The organism is Rhodothermaceae bacterium, assembly GCA_009838195.1.
GTDB lineage: Bacteria > Bacteroidota > Rhodothermia > Rhodothermales > Bin80 > Bin80.
Genome location: VXSC01000036.1, coordinates 212,827 through 228,554 on the forward strand (window position 1 = coordinate 212,827; position 15,728 = coordinate 228,554).

At 49.9% G+C, this 15,728-nt stretch carries 13 protein-coding genes; 5 read left to right on the forward strand and 8 right to left on the reverse strand.

Annotated features, from left to right (window positions below; translation table 11 throughout):
- Window positions 1-3: 3 nt before the first annotated feature.
- Together F4Y64_08585 and F4Y64_08590 are read right to left on the reverse strand one after the other, a co-directional pair.
- Window positions 4-1,527, reverse strand: a complete 1,524-nt coding sequence (locus F4Y64_08585) for a trypsin-like serine protease (protein ID MXX97652.1) — start codon at window positions 1,525-1,527, stop codon at window positions 4-6.
- An 8-nt stretch (window positions 1,528-1,535) separates the two neighbouring features.
- Complete coding sequence (locus F4Y64_08590) at window positions 1,536-2,321, reverse strand: 1-acyl-sn-glycerol-3-phosphate acyltransferase (protein ID MXX97653.1); 786 nt, start codon at window positions 2,319-2,321, stop codon at window positions 1,536-1,538.
- A 59-nt stretch (window positions 2,322-2,380) separates the two neighbouring features.
- On the opposite strand from F4Y64_08590, the gene F4Y64_08595 reads away from it, so the two are divergent.
- Window positions 2,381-3,550: a glycosyltransferase family 4 protein gene (locus F4Y64_08595; GenBank protein ID MXX97654.1), complete on the forward strand. Its 1,170-nt coding sequence runs from the start codon at window positions 2,381-2,383 to the stop codon at window positions 3,548-3,550.
- The gene (locus tag F4Y64_08600) at window positions 3,547-4,065 is read left to right on the forward strand and encodes a thioredoxin fold domain-containing protein (protein MXX97655.1); all 519 of its coding nucleotides are present in this window, start codon (window positions 3,547-3,549) and stop codon (window positions 4,063-4,065) included. Before F4Y64_08595 ends, F4Y64_08600 begins: the two co-directional genes overlap by 4 nt.
- On the opposite strand, the gene F4Y64_08605 is transcribed toward F4Y64_08600, so the two are convergent.
- The 3 genes from F4Y64_08605 to F4Y64_08615 all read right to left on the reverse strand — a co-directional run bounded on the left by F4Y64_08605 (window position 4,062) and on the right by F4Y64_08615 (window position 7,153).
- The gene (locus tag F4Y64_08605; protein MXX97656.1) at window positions 4,062-4,913 is read right to left on the reverse strand and encodes a carbon-nitrogen hydrolase family protein; all 852 of its coding nucleotides are present in this window, start codon (window positions 4,911-4,913) and stop codon (window positions 4,062-4,064) included. The genes F4Y64_08600 and F4Y64_08605 overlap by 4 nt on opposite strands.
- A 23-nt stretch (window positions 4,914-4,936) precedes the next feature.
- Entirely contained in the window at window positions 4,937-5,815 is an 879-nt protein-coding gene (gene prmC, locus F4Y64_08610; protein MXX97657.1) for a peptide chain release factor N(5)-glutamine methyltransferase, read from the reverse strand.
- 132 nt (window positions 5,816-5,947) lie between these two features.
- On the reverse strand, window positions 5,948-7,153 hold the full coding sequence (locus F4Y64_08615) for a 6-bladed beta-propeller (protein ID MXX97658.1): 1,206 nt from the start codon (window positions 7,151-7,153) through the stop codon (window positions 5,948-5,950).
- A gap of 532 nt (window positions 7,154-7,685) precedes the next feature.
- Here F4Y64_08615 and F4Y64_08620 point away from each other — a divergent pair.
- The 3 genes from F4Y64_08620 to F4Y64_08630 all read left to right on the forward strand — a co-directional run bounded on the left by F4Y64_08620 (window position 7,686) and on the right by F4Y64_08630 (window position 10,728).
- Window positions 7,686-8,282: a type IV toxin-antitoxin system AbiEi family antitoxin domain-containing protein gene (locus F4Y64_08620; GenBank protein ID MXX97659.1), complete on the forward strand. Its 597-nt coding sequence runs from the start codon at window positions 7,686-7,688 to the stop codon at window positions 8,280-8,282.
- Window positions 8,275-9,306, forward strand: a complete 1,032-nt coding sequence (locus F4Y64_08625) for a nucleotidyl transferase AbiEii/AbiGii toxin family protein (protein ID MXX97660.1) — start codon at window positions 8,275-8,277, stop codon at window positions 9,304-9,306. Before F4Y64_08620 ends, F4Y64_08625 begins: the two co-directional genes overlap by 8 nt.
- A 387-nt stretch (window positions 9,307-9,693) precedes the next feature.
- Window positions 9,694-10,728 carry a phytoene/squalene synthase family protein gene (locus F4Y64_08630; protein ID MXX97661.1) on the forward strand — a complete coding sequence of 345 codons (1,035 nt, stop codon included), beginning with the start codon at window positions 9,694-9,696 and terminating at the stop codon, window positions 10,726-10,728.
- Between the two features lie 519 nt (window positions 10,729-11,247).
- Here the strand turns inward: F4Y64_08630 and F4Y64_08635 are convergent.
- The 3 genes from F4Y64_08635 to F4Y64_08645 form a co-directional block, all read right to left on the reverse strand.
- Window positions 11,248-12,036, reverse strand: a complete 789-nt coding sequence (locus tag F4Y64_08635; protein MXX97662.1) for an AAA family ATPase — start codon at window positions 12,034-12,036, stop codon at window positions 11,248-11,250.
- Window positions 12,033-13,496 (reverse strand): IS21 family transposase, encoded by a 1,464-nt coding sequence (locus tag F4Y64_08640; protein ID MXX97663.1) that lies wholly within the window; start codon window positions 13,494-13,496, stop codon window positions 12,033-12,035. The genes F4Y64_08635 and F4Y64_08640 overlap by 4 nt, the downstream gene beginning before the upstream one ends.
- A 389-nt stretch (window positions 13,497-13,885) precedes the next feature.
- Window positions 13,886-15,199, reverse strand: a complete 1,314-nt coding sequence (locus tag F4Y64_08645; protein ID MXX97664.1) for an ATP-binding protein — start codon at window positions 15,197-15,199, stop codon at window positions 13,886-13,888.
- Window positions 15,200-15,728: the final 529 nt, after the last annotated feature.

Genomic DNA, 15,728 nt, shown 5'->3' on the forward strand with positions numbered 1-15,728 from the left:
GCATCAGTGGTTTATTACACTGAGGGATACCATCCGTGGAATATTCCACCGGTCTCGAATGGATAGTCGCGTCGTTTCACCAGCATCACGCAACTGTTTGATTGCCTCCTCGACCGAACTGACCATCCGCCCGTCGATACGCTCAACTAGTACACCTACTTTCAGATACTCCATTTCTTCCTGACGCGTCACACGCTGTATGATTATACCTTCAAGATCCCCATACTGTGCCTCATCCTCCTCCGATTTATCCCGTACCACCAGCCCCCACTTGTCCAGATACCGTGCAGTACGTGCCTTGCGGTCTGGACGATAACCCATTTCGAGCAACCAGGAAGAAACTCCTGGATGGTCTTGTCCAAGGAGCCGAAGTTGCAAGCTATCCACCTGCCCATCCCGCCAGTATGCGACTCCCACTGTGGAATAGGGATACTTCAAAAGGATCGCACTTTGTAGCTGATTGGGCCTGTTCACCGGCCTCCCGTCCACCTCAAGAATCACATCTCCTGGGCGTAATCCAGCAATTTCTGCTGCACTTCCAGCATAAACCTGATCCAAAAACACGCCCCGGACCGCCACCATCCCCAATGCCTGGGCTAATTTTGCATCAACATCTGCAGGGACGACCCCCATGTAACCACGTCGAAATTCACCGAATTCAATTAGGTCACTGGCAACACGGACGACGAGATTGACCGGAATGGCGAAGCCATAACCTTCATAAAACCCACTGTTCGTTGCGATCGCTGTATTAATCCCGATGAGTTCTCCGCTTAGATTGACTAGTGCACCACCCGAATTCCCGGGATTTATCGCCGCGTCCGTCTGAATAAAATCCTCCACGCCAAAGTCCGCATCAATAATATTCATGGACCGCCCTACCGCACTGACAATCCCTGCCGTGACGGTTGAATTAAGTTCCATAGGATTCCCGATTGCCAGAACCCAGTCTCCCAATTGCAGTGTTTCTGAATCTCCAATGGTCATGGCCTGCACACTCTTTCCCGGGCTCAGAACAATCTGAATGACTGCAAGATCTGTCGAGCGATCAACCCCAACCGTATACGCCTCATATTCCCGCTTATCGGCAAATAGAACATGCAACTTCCCTGCGTTCTCAATGAGGTGGTGGTTGGTCACAATATGCCCCTGTGGGGTAATGACAACGCCACTCCCCTCGCTGTCTCGAATCATATCTGAATCAGACGAAGACCACAAATAGGAATGCCAGCCCGATTCGGTGCTCACCGAAACCACTGACTCAACTGCGCCACGGGCAACGCTGCGAAATGCACTGCCGAGAGTCATGGCCGGTAATAATTCCGATTCTGATGACCCCTTTTCTGTCTCAGTCCGCTCCACGAGGCGGATTTCCGCCAGTTGAGATTCTCGTGGAGGACGATCAATAATGAGCATGACCAAGATTCCCGCCAATAATCCCACACCGACCAAGCTGATCCCTGTAAAAAATGAAAAAGGCGGGCGGCCTATACTGAATCGATATGCTGTTGTTTTCGGCTCATCCATCGAGAACGCTACTCTGTGCCGTGTGGATTGTTTCTGTCGAGTGCCAGAATTGCATCACGGGCCACCTGCGAAAGCGCTCTACGATCCATGCCGGATGTAGTAAGCAATGGCCCGATCCGCAGCTCTATATCCAGCCGACGAAAACCTGCTAGATGGCGAATACGTCCAATAAAGTTATCTGGATATCTGGGGGAAACCTTGGTGAGTGCCGTACGACCTTCCGCACCCTGAACCGCAGCCCCATTCACAGCAGTCACATCCATAAATATCGGTTGCAACCGCCCTTGACCCCAGTCTCTGACACTTTCAAAAGCTCCTGTTTTGAATGGTAGAAGTGTAACTCCATCCCCGGTTGTGCCCTCCGGGAATACTAGGACGGAGCCCCGTTGACGGAGCCTGTCTCTAATCTGGGAAGCAAAGGATTTTGCCTTACCTCTTCGACGGCGGTCAACCAGGAGCATAGCATAGCATTTGCAGATCCATCCGATGATTGGCCAACGCGCAATTTCTGCTTTTCCTGCAAAACAAACATCGAGCTGTGACGCAAGAATGATCGGATCAATCACAGTCAGGTGATTGGATACTCTCAAGGTGCCCGGAGACAATTTTGCGTCATTGGACGCTTTCACATGTATATTGTGAATACGGCAGAATAGACGCGCGGCTACGCCCTGACGCATCATTCTGTACGCCAGGCGCTTCACATCTGGGCGTAGGCGTACCCCAATACTTGTATGAATACTAGCAATAATCGTCGCGATCAACGCACATGCCATACGTAACCAAACGCGCATTCTTCTTACTACTTCTCACCAATAAATCTTGATTTCGATACGACCTTCCCCGAAATCCAATGCATACGCATAATAATAATGGTCAAGACACAGCCCCCAATTCCGTGGATGTGGTCTTTACCCTGACGGGAGACCCTAAAACGAATTCTCGTGCACTGCGTCAATTACATTTACTCTCTAAGCTGAATCTCAGTATTCTTGTACTTGGACTTGGGAATTCGTCACGAAAAGGGGATCTCAACATTCAAAACGCATCACTTCGGTACCTCCCAAAACCGGCTGGAAAGGGGCCTCGATTTTTCTGGCGTGTCCATCGACTATTTGAGTCAGTTTTGCGCAATGTAAGATCAACCGTCTACCATGCAAGTGATCTGTACACATTGCCCGCGATGCATCGTGCTGCCAGCCGTCACCAAGCTCATCTGGTCTTTGATTCGCGTGAATTATATACTCACCTTCCCGCGTCGATTCGGCGGCCCTGGGTGGGAGCAACCTGGAAGGCCATCCAGCACCTATACATTCGGCGGGCAGATTGCGTGTACACCGTAAGCGAAAGTATCGCCCAGCATCTCCAGAAGCATTTTCGACTCAATACTGTCCATCTAATGCGCAACGTTCCGAGGCCGCAATCCTTGGTCCCCAAAAACTCTCTGAGAGAGCACTTGGATCTACCCTCAGATGCCAAAATTGTTCTTCATCAGGGAAGCCTGCAACAGCACCGAGGGGGAGCTGCGATGGTCGAAGCAATGCAGTATACAGATAATGCCGTTCTCGTATTTATGGGTGGTGGCCCGCTAAAACCAGAGATCCAGCGACGGGTGAACGATTCGAAGCTTGGTTCGAAGATTCGGTTTATGGATGCAGTTCCACCCGATCAATTACTTTCTTTTACTGCCTCAGCAGACATTGGCCTGACATTTCTTGAGGACTGCTGTCTTAATCACCGATATGCTCTCCCCAATAAACTTTTCGAATATCTGGCAGCTGGTATCCCTGTTATCGCCAGCAGTCTTCCCGAAATTGCGCAGATCATAGAAAGATTCGATGTGGGCTGTGTCGTCCCGTCTGGAGACGCAAAAGCCTTGGGAAACGCGTTAAATCACGCAATCAAAAATCCCGGACTGCGCCAAAAATGGTCTCGAAATACACCTCGTGTTCAGGAATTTTTTAACTTTGCTACCGAATCGGAACACTTTCTTGCGCCTTACCGACAACTCGTGAACAAATGAGCCTATACCGAATCCTCCTTGCGGTAATACTGATCGCAGGATGCACATCAAATGATGCAACAGAGCCCATTGTAAGCCAGACAGAGCAAGTGCTATCTGCTCCGATGAGTTGGCCTACATTTGATGAAGCGGTCGCAACGGCCTCCAATACAGGCAAACTCATGCTCATCGATATCTATGCTCCCTGGTGTGGTTGGTGTCGAAAAATGCAGGAGGAAGTCTATACGGATGCCGCATTGGTTGCGTATGTTCAGGATAATTTTGCCTATGGTCGGCTGAATATCGACGATCCCGAAACGCTTCACAGCTTCCAGGGCTACACCCTTTCATCTCAGGAATTGGGTTACAGCTTGGGTGCGGAGGGAACCCCAACGACGGTATTCCTGCAGAGCGATGGCACTTACATTGCAAAGTGCGTAGGCTATTGGGCAAAGGACGATTTTCGCAAGGCCCTGCACTACGTGGGAACTGGAGCTTGGGAGAATCTGTCCTTCCAAGAGTTCTCCCAGCTTTAAATGCGAACCGCGCCGCCCGAATAGACTTCCGGGCGTCGGTCTCTCAGGAATAGCTTACGTGCATGGGATTCTGTGCAGCGTTGCAGATCCAGGTCGGCATACAGAATGAAGGGCTCACTTTCTGGCGCTCGGGCAACAACTGTACCCTCTGGATCCACAATAAATGAGCCCCCGCCGAAGGTCAGCACATCTTCGTCTCCCGTTCGATTTGCCAGTGCCATATAGTATCCATTCTGGAACGCTCCGACTCTCAATTCGGCCTCAAACAGTCCTTCGGGCCACTCATTGAGCGCCCCGGCCTGAGGCACAACCACTAGATCTGCCTTCTGCAGAGCTAATGCCCTCAGGTATTCACTGTAATGCCGATCATAGCAAATGGCTGCACCGATACGACCCGCAGCCGTATCGTAGACCGGGGCCTGTGTGCCGGCAGCGGTATAGTAATCCTGCTCATAGAATCCCTCGTACTGGGTGATATGCATCATTTTTGTGACCCCCAAAAGTGTGCCGTCTGCATCAATCACTGGCGATGCATCAAATGCGGCATCGCCTTTACGTGCATATAGATTCAGGACGACCACGACCCCCAACCTTTTAGCCGCTTCACAAAACAGCTCTGTTGTGGGGCCTGGGATCTCTTCAGCCAGTGAGAGTGGAGGCAGATCATTTCCTTCACATTCCGCATAGCACTGCTTCCGATGTTGGGGATAAAACGGTGTAAATGCAAGCTCTGGATAGACAACCAAATCCGCCCCTGCCTTCGCAGCTTCTTCTAATGACTCCAACCCTTGGGTCACATTAGCGCTTTGATCATCGGTAGCAGAGCATTGAATGAGAGCGAGTTTCATGACTGATTTGATTTTGATTCCTTCTACTCTTGAGCAGATGAGAGTTTTCGTGGAAATTTTGCAAGCACAAATCGAGGCAGCCCCGCGAAATCCTGCTTCACTTGAACCCGTAAGCCTCTGTGCTGCTCAAGTAGAGTACCTATGGACTCCGCATAATCAGCATGGGTTTCCAATGCAAGGATACCTCTGCGACCCAATAAACCATCCGCAATGTGTCTGCTGATTGCCCGATAGAATTTGAGCGGATCCTCTCCACAAAATAATGCCGCCTCCGGCTCATAATCTCGAACCATCCGAGGAAGTCCTGAACGCTCATGATCTGGAATATACGGAGGGTTCGCAATGACCAAATCATATCCGCTACCCACTGAACGTACAAAGTCTGCTGTCAACAGATCTGCAGCGGTGCACTGAATCTCGAGTCCATTCTGAGTCGCATTCGCCCTGGCAATGTGCAGCGCAGATCTACTGATGTCACATGCAGCCACACTCGCATTTGGGATCGCCTGCTTCATTGCCAATGCAATACACCCACTGCCCGTGCCAATGTCCAGAACCCGAGAGGGCAACTTTCTACCGACAGCTTCAAGAGCAACTTCAACCAGTTGCTCTGTTTCGGGTCTCGGGATCAGAACCTCGGATGAAACCTGAAGATGGAGTCCTCTGAATTCAGTATATCCAGTGACATACTGCACCGGCTCATGCGCAGCACAGCGCGCTGCCATTGCTGAAATTTCAGCCACCTGATCCCGTTTCAATCGGTCGTCTTCGTGAGAAATTAAATAGGCCGGTTTGCACTGCAATATATCACAAAAAATCCATACTCCTGTGCGGCGTGGATCGGACAGGCCAGCCTGCTCAAATAACACTTCCACTTCCCGAAATAATTCTTTGATTATCATCAAGTGATGCTCGCACAGCCTACTGGAATATGAATGTCAATACCCGGCCGTACATCAAAACAGTAGACGCTATCAGGAGATGCTCGTCCGCCCAAACACCAGATCGGGGCGGCCTGGATCCCCCGAAAGACCCTACTTCTGAATCCGTGATCTCACAACTATTTCTCCTCCCTCCTCATCTTCAGCGACCCCAAACAGTAAGCTATCTTTGACAATGACCCCGGAATGGATCTCCAAATGGAAGGAGAGGCTAATCTCTCCCAAAAATTGTCCTTCCGCGTTGAAGACATCAAATCGTGAACCTGAATCCCCCGGCTCGCTGTGCATCACCCACAGATTTCCTTCATCGTCACTGAAAAAATTTTCAACCACTGGCTTATTCCTTGGAATTCTCGTTTCGTCAATCGTCCCTCCCTGCTGCCGAAACCAATCAAACCGACGTTGGACCGCCTCCCGGTCTGCATGGGTCACCAGGAGCGGTTCAAATTCTTTGGTAACCCGTCTCAAAGGCATCCCCTCGGCTGTGAGTTCAACTAATTCGTAGGTGCCCGTATAGAGTGTCCATAAGTTGCCATTCACAGAAAACACCCACTCGAAGGCCCCTTGAAACGGTATGGGCATGCTATACCTGCCACCTTCCGAGTCACTATGCTCAAAGCGATCAATCTCCATGGGACTTTCTGGAATTGCAATCGTATCTATGGGAGTGAAGGATTGATCGAACCGGGCCAACATGGTCTTGGTATCCTCTTCTTCGTCGTCAAAGTGTAAGGACATGGCGTTATACCGTCCTATCGGGTCAAACCCACCTGGATAAGGTATATGCTCCCATCCCGTGGTGTTGACCCGCTCTGTACGCAAGTAATTTCCATCTGCGTCCAGGATAGTAAGTTGGCCCTTGCTCATTTCCATCACCCAGATCTCACCTGTCTCGCTGATATCAACTGCGGTAGCACTTTCAAACTCTCCTGGTCCAGATCCCTTAGATCCAACTGTACGCACAAAGGCCCCACTCGGGTCGAAAATGTGGATTTGCTGCGCGTATGAGTCAAGGACATACAAGCGTCCCCGTCCATCAATATCCAAGGATAGAATCTGACCGAATAATATGGTGTCTTCGCCGATACCACTTCCATACCTCATTTCTTCCACAACCTCCCATCCCTCGTCCGGCCCCCAAAGTGGAACGCCAGTGTTTTGAACTACGATTTCTCCCGAGGCAAGTGTGTCTACTTTGAAAGATGCTTTGTCTGTCATGCCCGGCTCTGAGGAGATACACCCGAAAGTGAATAACAAGCTAGCTAGGACGGCCACTGCAGTAATCTTTGAGTTAAGCATTCGGCAGAATTGGTCTGGTGGTGAGATGAGATCTGAAATTCTTAGATGGCCAGTTGCTGGAGGATAAACTGATTCCTCCGTAAGCTGCGATTCTATCGATCAGTGCTTCGCTAAAACGAACCTGAGATAGGTGTTGTTGCGGGGGATCATTCTCGGAATGTAATAATGATTTACGAATCTTCTCCACTTTCCGCACGACCAATTTCCCTTTTGGACGAAAACTCCCTGCCTCCCCCAATTCATCAATTGATACAAACTAAAGTGACATTTGTAGGGACACCCTCAAGAATGACGAAGGTGATCCACGGTGTTCAAATTGGCATCCTATCCTGGTGAGTGAAATAGATCGTAGCAAGTTCAGCTTCAAGAGACACTCCACTGGGTAGCCAAAACGGAGTAACTGCATAAATACTTGACTCAAAACCGCTCCCAATAATTTTTGTCTTTGCCTACCAATATTGGAAACTGATTTGTTCCATGCTTGTATAATGTCAGAACTTCAATTGTATTTCTGACATAAACAAACAGAATCATGCGTGGCCTTCCTAGTCGAATAATGGAGCACGCCTCCTCTCTTCAAGAGGGTACTCCTCTGTGTCCGAGAGCTCTGTTGCACTTGGGCAATCGTGCAGCGGTCGATCAGGCTTTGTCACGCCTCGCCCGCTCAGGTGAACTTATGCGTATTTTTCAAGGCATCTATCTACGCCCAATTAAGACCCGATTCGGTATAAGGGCTCCTCGCTTAGAGACGGTCCTCACTGCACTGTCGGATTTATGGGGTGAAATAATTGTCCCCTCTGGCGGTGCCATGGCGAATTTTCTTGGCTTAACACCTCAGAATCCAATTCGACCGGTGTATCTTACGTCCGGTCCCAATCGAGAACTGCACTTTGGGAAACTCATCATAGAGTTGCGTCACGCTTCTCGTAGCCAATTAACAGCACCGCATACCAAGGCTGGCGATATCATCCGAGCTTTGCTGTGGCTTGGTCCAGAAAAAGTTGAAGATCATCTTGAAACACTCTGGTTGACACTTTCCAGGAAGGATCTGGACGAGCTTGCAACTGCCCGATCAACGATGCCTAACTGGATGGCGGAATCAGTGAGCATACGTCTAACAAATGCTTGAAGCGAAATACCAGACTTTATCCATTGACGATCAGCGCGATGCATTATCAGTGGCGGAATTTAGCAGTGATCAAAGGGCACATCTTCTGGAGAAGGACGTGTGGGTTGTCGCGACACTATCCGCGCTGTTTAACTCCCCGTTTAGCCCGCAGTTAACCTTTAAGGGTGGGACTTCGCTGTCAAAAGTGTGGGGGGCTATACATCGCTTTTCAGAAGATATTGATATCACCTATGACATCCGTGCTTTGGAGCCAGCTTTAGTTGCGAATGCCGGAGAAGATGTTCTTCCAACAACACGCAGTCAGGTAAAGCGCTGGTCACGGGCAATTCGCAAGGATCTCGAAAAATGGATCAAAGACGAAGCCCTCCCGGTTGTTGAAGCGGAGCTTTCGCGTGCAGGATTCAGGGCGCGGGTACACGCCGAATCTGAAAAACTCTATGTCGGATACGAATCACTGTTTCGTGGATCGGGGTTCCTACGTCCTGAGGTCATGGTTGAATTTGGGGCACGGTCCACTGGCGAACCTCATGTGATCCGTACAGTGGAGTGCGATGCAGCGGCGCACTTACCAGGGATTATCTTTCCTCAAACGCATGTGAAAGTTATGCGGGCAGAGCGAACCTTTTGGGAGAAAGCCACCGCAATTCATGTATTTTGTCGCCAGGAACGAAGGCGCGGTGATCGCCTGTCAAGACACTGGTATGATCTTGTACGTCTCGACGAAGCAGGAATTGCTGAGAGAGCACTTTCTGATTATCAGCTAGCACTCTCTGTCGCTCGGCACAAGACAATGTTTTTTTCTGCGAAAGATGTTTCTGGGAAATTCATTGACTATCAGGATGCAGTTTCGGGTGACTTGCAACTTGTTCCGTCTGGTAATGCATATGAAATGCTTGCAAATGACTACGCAAAAATGGCTACCGATGGCATGCTGCTTGGTAAGAGCGAACCATTTAGTGTATTAATGGAGCGTTGCAGACTACTTGAGGAGAAAGCCAATTCCTTGCGTTCAGGAAGCGAGTAGATACCCGCTTGCCGGGATAACACATCTTGGGCGTTAGTGATTTTACCGAGACTAAGCCATACCGTATCTTTGGGGCATCCCCACGTTGTAAACCGTGTAAAATTGTGTGGACCTTGCATTATTTGTTTGTCTAAATGACTATCGTGTAGATGAGATATTGCGACCAGAATTGTTTCTAGCCATATAGAGAGCAATAAACAGCAATGCTACTAATTTTCGCTTGATCCTCAGGAATAACGCCAATCTCTGTGAGAAATCGGCCTTAACATCAAAGCAGAGTAAGTTAAACCGGAATTACCAGTGACTACTCAGTATTCTCCGCGCACTCAAACTCGAAAAATTTGAGTACTGATAAAACCAGATACCACAACTCAGACGGTAACTCAAATCCATCTCGAAAAAGACATCGCATACCAGACGGACATCCTGCAGGACGTCTCCCGGACCTTCGCATTGAACATTCCTCAGTTACCTAGTCCACTAGGAACCGTAGTGGGTAATGCCTACTTGCTCTGTAGGATTTCCGATACCATTGAGGACGAAGAAGCACTGTCACCATTGCAAAAACGTGAGTTCTCAGATCGCTGGATCGGGGTCGTTGAAGGCAGTAATGACCCACATACGTTTGCACAGGACCTCGCTGACCTGCTCACGCTCTCGGCAACCGAGCACGAGTACAACCTTATTGTAAACACCCCTGCAATCATTCGAATTACAAAGAGTTTTTCCGTTTCTCAGCAACAAATCCTCCAGCGTTGTGTGAATATCATGGTGAATGGCATGGCAGAATTTCAAGAAGTTGCCAGCCTCAAAGGATTAAATGACCTTGAGCATTTCAACAGCTATTGCTATCATGTTGCGGGAGTTGTCGGTGAAATGCTGACCGATCTGTTCTGCGACTATTCCGACGAAATCGGAGCACGAAAAAAAGAACTATTTGCTTTATCGTCCTCGTTTGGGCAAGGCCTTCAAATGACAAATATCCTCAAAGACATCTGGGAAGATCAAAGCCGTGGTGCATGCTGGCTGCCACAAAGTGTTTTTCTTGCCTACGACTTTGATCTTAGTTTGCTCTCGAAACACCATACCGACCCACGATTTATCCAAGGCTTAAACGAACTCATTGCTGTTGCGAGAGGACATCTCGATAACGCTCTGCGGTATATCCTTCTGATCCCTCCTAAGGAAACTGGAATCCGGCGTTTCTGCCTTTGGGCTCTCGGAATGGCCTTCCCCACTCTACGGCGTATACACAAGAGATCAACATTCAAAAGTGGGCAAGAAGTCAAAATCCCACGGCGTACTGTTAAAGCCGTTGTTGTATCTACTAGTGCACTAGCTCGCTTCGATATAGCCCTGAAAACTCTGTTTTTTTACCTCGGTCGCAACCTGCCCTACCAACAGTTCGCAAATAAAGTCTAGGAAAATTTGAGCAGTGTTATTCTCCTCTTCTGAGGTGGGCTGGGCCTCTAGCCACAACAATCGTAGTAAAACCTTCTAAGGAGATCAAGATCTATGAAAGCCATCCCACATGATCAAAACCTGCCATTCTGATGACTGACGTAATAGACAGACAGATTTTTGCCTCATCCAGCGCGACCCTGGAGTATTGGCTCGACTACGGGAGTCCGCTCTACTAGATTTAAGATTACTGAAGGCGCACCGCGATCCGCAATTCAAGTCCATCAAGGAGATGGTGTGGAAGGAAAAGTGTTCAGCGACAAAACTTTTTACGGTTGACGACAAAACTTTTTACAGTTGCATGCGAGCTATAGTTTCATGGTAATACGTGGTTTTTCATTGAGGCGAAGCTGCGAGCAGCGCAGCCTCAATGACATGTGGAATATGTCCATGTCTGATGGATCGATTGGCCTGTCGGACATGGACAACAACAGGCAAATTCGGAGTCCAGAATAAGTAGCCATATCTCAATTTTGGGAGTTATGAGGATGCTTCGTCTGCGTTTTTCTGACGGCGCTGCGCGACTTCAATTCGGTAGCTGGGCAAGTTGAGCTCCAGAACCGCGCAGTGATGCACCAGTCGATCCACGACCGCGGTGGCGTTCATCGGATCGTAAAAGATCGTTTCCCACTGCGAGAACGGTAAGTGGGTGGTGATCAACACGCTTGCGCGTTCGTAGCGTTCTGCCAACAAGTGGAACAGAAGATCCATCTCTTCGCGGCTGTGCTTCACGTAGCCGAGTTGATCAATGATCAAGGCTTCATAGCGCAGCAGTTGTTTCATGAAGATTTGCAACTGCTGCTCCTGTTTTGCACGAATCAGCGCGTGAACCAGTTCGCTGGAGGTATAAAAGATCACCCGACGTCCCTGGTCGACCAATTCCTGTCCCAGCGCACATAAAAGATGCGTTTTTCCGCTGCCAGTGGGCCCCAGAGCCAGCACATTTTCTTTGCGATCCAAAAATCCTCCTTCCAGAAGGGTACGCAGCTGGTGATCCAGCTTCAACGGCAGTCGTGTGCGCTCAAAGGAGTCCAGTGTCTTGGATTTCAGCAGGCGAGAGGCCTGCAACGCGCGCTGAATGCGGTTCTGCGTACGCGATTGCTGTTCGTGGTCCACCAGCGTCAACAAAAAATGCTCAAAACTCATGGATTCTTGTCGAGCCAGATCGGCAATCTCATGGAACGCCATCCGCATGCCGGGCATCCGCAACGCGCGAAGTCCGCGTTGGAGCCCACGCTCAAGTTCTTTACTCGTTTTGGTCTTTTTCATCGCACCTCCTCGGCCAAAAGGCCATCATAGCTCTCCAACGTGACATGGATGATCGGAGACTCGGGCGCATGGAGCAAGATCTGTACCGCTTCCAGCGTAATCGGTGTCTTGTCAGCAAGTAAGTGCGTCAACGCGGCCTCTACCCCCGATTCGCCCTCGTTCGCCGCCAGTTCCAACACGCGCAAATAGACTTTATCGGCGGCAAGCGCGACGGTATGTGCCGCTTTGAGGGCATCATACGCCATTCGGAACACCCGGCTCGGAAAGAGGTCTGCACGGTAGCGATACCCCGCAAAGGCACCCGGCTTGCGAACCAAATCTCGAATCACATGCAGGTAGTGAATCGAATGTCGACCCTCTCCGTACAGGCGCGGCATCTGCTCCTGGAGCGTCTGAGCGCGCCAAACTTCAATCCGATCCACGTACAACCGTACCTCAACCCGCTGTCCGATCAGCGTGCTGGGGACCGAATAGCGGTTCGTTTTGACCAGAATCGTGCTGCCACAACTGACACGGACCGGAAGCCGTTCAAACGAATCCAGGCGCTGGGCCGGTAAGGCACCCAATGCGTCTCGCTCCTGCTCTAATTCAGACTGGCGACATGCATTCAACCGGCGGACGATCTTCGTTAAAAACCGCTCATAGTCCCCCTGGCTGTCAAAATCCCTGGATCCGCGAAGCGTCAGCGCATTCTCCATGGCCCGCTTGAGCCGATAATGCCGTTGTTCCACCTTTCCATTCTCGTTGGGGCGCCTGGGTTGCGTGCGCCGGGGCACCACGCCGAAAAAGTCCATCAGCTCCTTGTAGGACTCGGTGAAGACATCGGATTCGTTCCCGCTGCGATTCTTCACCGCACAACTCATCGAATCCGTCTGATGCAGCCGGGGCACTCCGCCAAGTTCATAGACCGCGTTCTGGAATCCCGCGCTCAAAGACGCAAAACTCTCCGACTCGCAGACCATCACGGATTCCCAACTGGAATATGTCAGCACAAAATGATAGAGCAAATGGGGAAACGGCGTGCCCTGAAGGGTAATTCCCAGATGATTCATGCACGTAAAGTCGGACTGGGCGCGATCCCCAGGCTCGTAGACCTGCGCAAAAAACACCTCTTTCGGTCGATCCGCCTTCCAATCCCTCACTCGGCGCTGAAAGGTGCGCAACTGACTCGGTTTGAATTGATCGGGATACTTGTCGAGCAGATACTCCAACAGGGCCTTCGCCTCCATCTTCGGATCTGCCTCCAGAAACTGGACGCACTCCGACCAAACCCCTGCAAATGCATCGTTGCGCCGACTTGGTCTCGGTGGTGTTTTGAGTTCGCTCGGAAGTTTCTCCGTGCGAAGATATTTGTGTGCGCTGGATTCGCACATTGCCGCTTTGGCCGAGGCGGCCTTGATCGTCATTGTTTTTCGGCGGACAAGTTTACGTAAATACGTTGCCTGCGGATCCGATACCATTTGCTTGAAATAAGTGAGAAAAAACTCACTTGTTCGAGCAAAATCCCCAGGTGATTATCCCAGGATTCAAATCCAGAGTCAACTGTAAAAAGTTTTGTCGTTAACCGTAAAAAGTTTTGTCGTTAGACAAGGAGGTGTCCATCAAACTGAACCTCCCAGCAATGTCCTCTTGATCCCTTGTGATACAACTCATTGCATTGAACCATTCAGAAGGGGCATCTTTCTTACTCAGCCTGCCTCGGAACAAAGGCATGGTTGGGACAACATTCTCCGCCGCTGGTCTTTGGAGGACATGAATTCCTCTCCGACTAGCGGGTGCGTTATGTCCTGTGACGGATGCACGGCATCCTTTAGCCATACTGAATCCATCCACGTAGAATTCTAGCAGGTTACCGCTCCCAACCGCTGTCTACCCCCCGATCCTGGATCCCATGCCCTTTCTCCATAGATTGTGCCGGCTGGGTATTCGTGTTGCGATCCTCCGGAACCACAGTAGATGAAGGCCTATCTTGTGCCGGACCAATCGTTTTTCCATCGGGGACACTGTTGTGGTTCTCCTTCATGGATTGAAGCCTTTCCTGTGTTCGCTTAAGTTCCGACTTCATCCAGTCATGCATGGATGGAACGGGAACGGAATACAGGAATCCATCGGCCGAGATCACCCCCTTTTTTAAGAATTTCTGGAATAATTTATTGGCTTCATCAAGACCGTATTTCTCGGATAGAGGCTCCACCACCAGTCCTTCGTTGAACGGCTTCCCTGATCCGACATCCGCAATTAACCTGGCCAGCCTGATCACCTCGTCTCCACTAAAATCATCCACCCGTTGTCTATAATACGCTTCTCGTCTCTCCATCCCCAATTGATATACAACTTCCAGCCCCTCTGGTGTCATGGCTCCATGATCGTTCCTGATCTGATTTACTGCAGCGTCTGCGTAAGCCGTAATATGCTGTGGCCATCCATGCGTTTTCTGCGCAATGGCATCAATCCATACAGTTGGATCTCCCTTAGCACGGCCTTCCTTTGTGAGCCAATCACGAATCACCGCTCGCTCAGCCCCCTTGCTCAGTGCCCCCAATTCCACAAGACATCCTCCCTTGTATCTTGATATTTCCAGTGTTCCGAAAGAGGCTTTTGTCGTCCCCAGCCCAGCTGCCAGTAGGACTACAGGCCTATTTAGCATGCCGTTATGGATCGCATCAAGCACTTCAACTGCCGTCGATCTGTAATCGTCTGGAGGCACCTTCTCATGCCCAAGTGCATGCGCTTCGTCTAGAATTAATAATAACGGCTTATTACCGTTTTTGAGAATATCCTTAACGGTAGGTTGGGGGCGAGCACTCTTGAACGCCCACCCAAAAAAGTTTTTGAATCCGATCTGCGTCGACCGTTCCGTTCCTTTGTATTTCTCCCCAAGACCAAGGGAAGCGAGTAAATTATTTGAATCCCAAAGAGCACCTACCCCTATACGCACGACCTCCCACCCATGTGATATCGCACGTTTTTTGCATTGATCAAGCAAGGCAGTTTTTCCAACGCCTGGCGCGCCCTGAATTAGAAAGGTTGACCCACCCTTCTCCTCTACAGCTGTTTCTGCAAGCGCATCGAAATTTTTCAAGATCTTTTCTCGACCGTGAAAATATTCCGCGGGTCCACGGTCGGAAATAAAATCAGGTGTAGAATGTTGAGGTTCAGTCATCAGAGGGAGGTACTGCGTGAGTTTATTGGACACCGCTCCGCCTCAGCGGTTCCGATTTATTGTTGGCGCCGAATTGCAACGGATCTCTGCGGGCCATGTGAACCCGGGAAGTCGCCGATTTCCTCAAAAACGCATGGAAACCTGCGAGACGCATCGGGTTCACCTTCCTATACCTCATCTCGGAGCCCCTAAACTCCTGTTTGCAAGGGTATGCCCTCGCTAAAGGTGCTCAGAATCAGCCCTCAGGGTACGAAGATGGGACATGAAATTGCGTGAAATAATCTCGTGCAAGATCTACCTGCTTAAGAAATACCTCTTCAAGAAAATCGTCACGATCAATCATTCGTTGATCGTCATTTGTAAGGCGAGGGATTCGAGTAACAAATTTTTCTACGTCTGCCTTCTTGGCCATAAAACATATATCTTATATGATTCTATGCTACTCCAACGGATTCCTTGTATTCTCTGAAACCCAATATCCTGACTTCGGCGGTTTGAGTTGACTTAAAATCTAAAAAACCCGATTTCC

Coding starts and splice junctions, on each gene's coding strand:
- F4Y64_08585 (MXX97652.1), bottom strand. CDS start 1,527: ATGGATGAGCCGAAAACAACAGCATATCGATTCAGTATAGGCCGCCCG.
- F4Y64_08590 (MXX97653.1), bottom strand. CDS start 2,321: ATGCGCGTTTGGTTACGTATGGCATGTGCGTTGATCGCGACGATTATT.
- F4Y64_08595 (MXX97654.1), top strand. CDS start 2,381: ATGCATACGCATAATAATAATGGTCAAGACACAGCCCCCAATTCCGTG.
- F4Y64_08600 (MXX97655.1), top strand. CDS start 3,547: ATGAGCCTATACCGAATCCTCCTTGCGGTAATACTGATCGCAGGATGC.
- F4Y64_08605 (MXX97656.1), bottom strand. CDS start 4,913: ATGAAACTCGCTCTCATTCAATGCTCTGCTACCGATGATCAAAGCGCT.
- prmC (MXX97657.1), bottom strand. CDS start 5,815: ATGATAATCAAAGAATTATTTCGGGAAGTGGAAGTGTTATTTGAGCAG.
- F4Y64_08615 (MXX97658.1), bottom strand. CDS start 7,153: ATGCTTAACTCAAAGATTACTGCAGTGGCCGTCCTAGCTAGCTTGTTA.
- F4Y64_08620 (MXX97659.1), top strand. CDS start 7,686: ATGCGTGGCCTTCCTAGTCGAATAATGGAGCACGCCTCCTCTCTTCAA.
- F4Y64_08625 (MXX97660.1), top strand. CDS start 8,275: ATGCTTGAAGCGAAATACCAGACTTTATCCATTGACGATCAGCGCGAT.
- F4Y64_08635 (MXX97662.1), bottom strand. CDS start 12,036: ATGAAAAAGACCAAAACGAGTAAAGAACTTGAGCGTGGGCTCCAACGC.
- F4Y64_08640 (MXX97663.1), bottom strand. CDS start 13,496: ATGGTATCGGATCCGCAGGCAACGTATTTACGTAAACTTGTCCGCCGA.
- F4Y64_08645 (MXX97664.1), bottom strand. CDS start 15,199: ATGACTGAACCTCAACATTCTACACCTGATTTTATTTCCGACCGTGGA.